At 68.9% G+C, this 1,590-nt stretch carries 3 protein-coding genes; all 3 read right to left on the minus strand.

The genetic code is table 11. The features are described 5' to 3' along the window. Window positions 1–58 precede the first annotated feature (58 nt). Window positions 59–409, minus strand: a complete 351-nt coding sequence (locus ACTQ0H_RS09210; RefSeq protein WP_441548079.1) for a hypothetical protein — start codon at window positions 407–409, stop codon at window positions 59–61. 162 nt (window positions 410–571) lie between these two features. Then, entirely contained in the window at window positions 572–1,306 is a 735-nt protein-coding gene (locus ACTQ0H_RS09215; protein ID WP_441042371.1) for a hypothetical protein, read from the minus strand. Then, window positions 1,303–1,590, minus strand: a 288-nt coding sequence (locus tag ACTQ0H_RS09220; protein WP_441548080.1) for a hypothetical protein, incomplete at its 5' end; no start/stop codon positions are given. The genes ACTQ0H_RS09220 and ACTQ0H_RS09215, both read right to left, overlap by 4 nt.

Consider the following 1,590-nt stretch of genomic DNA (forward strand, 5'->3'; position numbering starts at 1 on the left):
CCCCAGGCGCACCAGCGCTAGGAACGCCTGGGGCGTTTCGCCCCTCCCCCTGGGGGTCTTATGCGTCTGATGTGATATCGCCTCGGATGAGCTCGGGTTTCATCGGCTGGTTGGCGAGCGAAGAGTTGATGCTGCGGCACAGCACGGTCAGGGGTCCGTAGGGGTCGAGTTGTGCGCCGGCGATGTGCGCGGCGGTGAGGTCGTCGCTTGGGTGCGGGGCGTGGTCGCCGTATCCGGGGCACCAGTTCCCGTGTTCGGCTCGCCATGCTGCGACGGTGCGCGCTCGGCGTTCCCGCTCGGGGTTGGTGCGGGTGAGGTAGGTGGGCGATTCGCGGCGATGGTTGGCGCAGTGGGTTGCGGGTTTACGTGCCAGTAGTGGGCACCCAGGTTCACTGCATGGGCGTTTCATCGGTCACACTCGGGGCACCATGGGGTGCCGTGTCGTCCGGGTCGTAGGGGGTGTCCGCACTGGTCGCACCAGCCACAGTCAGAGGTCCCCATCTGTCGCCCCCCTACATGCATAATGCCCACCGGCGCGAGGGCGCACTGATGGGCAACTAGGCGCAGCATATCACGACGATCTGAGTTGTGCTTCTGCTGCGACACGCCGGATGGTCCCGAGGTCATACAGCGTGCGTCGCTGGTCGTCGGGGTCTGCGACGCCCCGATCGAGGAGTGATCTGGCCGCCCATGCTTGGAGTGTGCGGAGTGGTATGCCCGTGAGGCGGGCAGCGTCGGGGAGGCTGACGGCGGTGATGGAGATGATGCGGGCGCAGTCGGTGCAGGTCCACACGTCGCCTGATGGCGTGAGGGTGCCGATGTGGCAGCGGTTGCATCGGGCGTGTCGGGGTGGGTCGTCGTCGCGGACGCCGCGGGTGGCTGCCCGGGTGTTGCGCCAGCAGCGCTCGATGCCCCACACCAGCTCGTCCCACTGGGGCAGGGTCTGGGCGAAGTCGAGCCAGGTGGCGAGCCATGAGCAGCATCCGGCCACGGTGTCGGGCAGGTCGTCGGGGGCAAGTCCTGCGTCGAGGGCGTCGGCCTCGATGTCTCGGCACCAGGTCCACAGGTAGGGCAGGAGGCCTGCTCGGTCGGGGTCCATCCATTCGGCGCGTCCGGCTGCCACGTCCTGCGCGAGCGTGTTGTTGAGGAGCTGGATGACATCGAGTCGGACTGGTGGGCGACTGCCGGGTGCAGTGCGTCGCTGGGTGTCGTCGGGCGATCTGGTGATGAGCGCGGTTGGGAGGAGGGTGGCAAGGTCTGCCAGCTCGGCGAGCCAGCGGCGGACGTGCTGGGCGGTGGGGGTCACTGGTCCTCCTGGGGTGTCGGGTCGTGGTCGTGTCCGGCTGCCGGTGAGTCCTCCCTCGGTAGCCGGGCTAGGCGCGTGCGGAGCTGGTCACGGTCCCGGTACAGGCGCACCATCCGCTCAATGTTGGAGTCGTAGGCGGCCATGTCGGTGGTCGGTGGGGCCTCGCGTGGTTCGCGGTAGGCGTCGAGATTGTGTCCCTGGGCCGCCGCGGCCGGGGGCGGCACGACGCCGTTGCCTGCCAGCCGCAGCGCCTCGTTGCGGGTGACTCCGGGCACGTCGGTGAC

The sequence above is a fragment of the Collinsella sp. LCP21S3_A3 genome (assembly GCF_052118905.1).
GTDB lineage: Bacteria > Actinomycetota > Coriobacteriia > Coriobacteriales > Coriobacteriaceae > Collinsella.